The organism is Streptomyces sp. SID13666 (genome assembly GCF_010548325.1).
Lineage (GTDB): Bacteria > Actinomycetota > Actinomycetes > Streptomycetales > Streptomycetaceae > Actinacidiphila > Actinacidiphila fildesensis.
On record NZ_JAAGLX010000244.1, the window covers coordinates 1 to 387 of the forward strand.

The following is a 387-nucleotide window of genomic DNA, read 5'->3' on the forward strand; positions in this document are numbered from 1 at the left end:
CTGGCGGAGTTCCTGAAGGGGCCGACTGCCGGCTGAGGAAGGAAGCCAGCCGGGCGGCGACCGCGCGAGGAACCGGCCGGCCCCCGAGCTCCGGGTGCCGGCGCCTGGGACACGGAAGGGTCCGACAGCACGCTCCTTAGTAGTGCTCTGTACACCGCGGGCAGCGGCCCCGGGCAGACTCTCGCCGCGCTGCCACCCCTGGCCGTCATCGAGGCGCACGTGGGTGTCTGCCCGGTCGGCCGGACGACGTTCGAGGAGATCACCCGCGAGGAGCCCGGTCAGCAGATCCTCCTGGACCGGGTACTGGACCTGATGCTCATCACCGCCCTGCGCGCCTGGTTCACCCGCCCCGGCGCCCAGGTCCCCGCCTGGTACCGGGCGCACGGC

1 pseudogene is annotated in these 387 nt (G+C 73.4%); it reads left to right on the forward strand.

From position 1 onward, the window contains the following. Positions 1-99 precede the first annotated feature (99 nt). Positions 100-387, forward strand: a pseudogene (locus tag G3I60_RS44300) (cupin domain-containing protein); the annotation flags it as partial.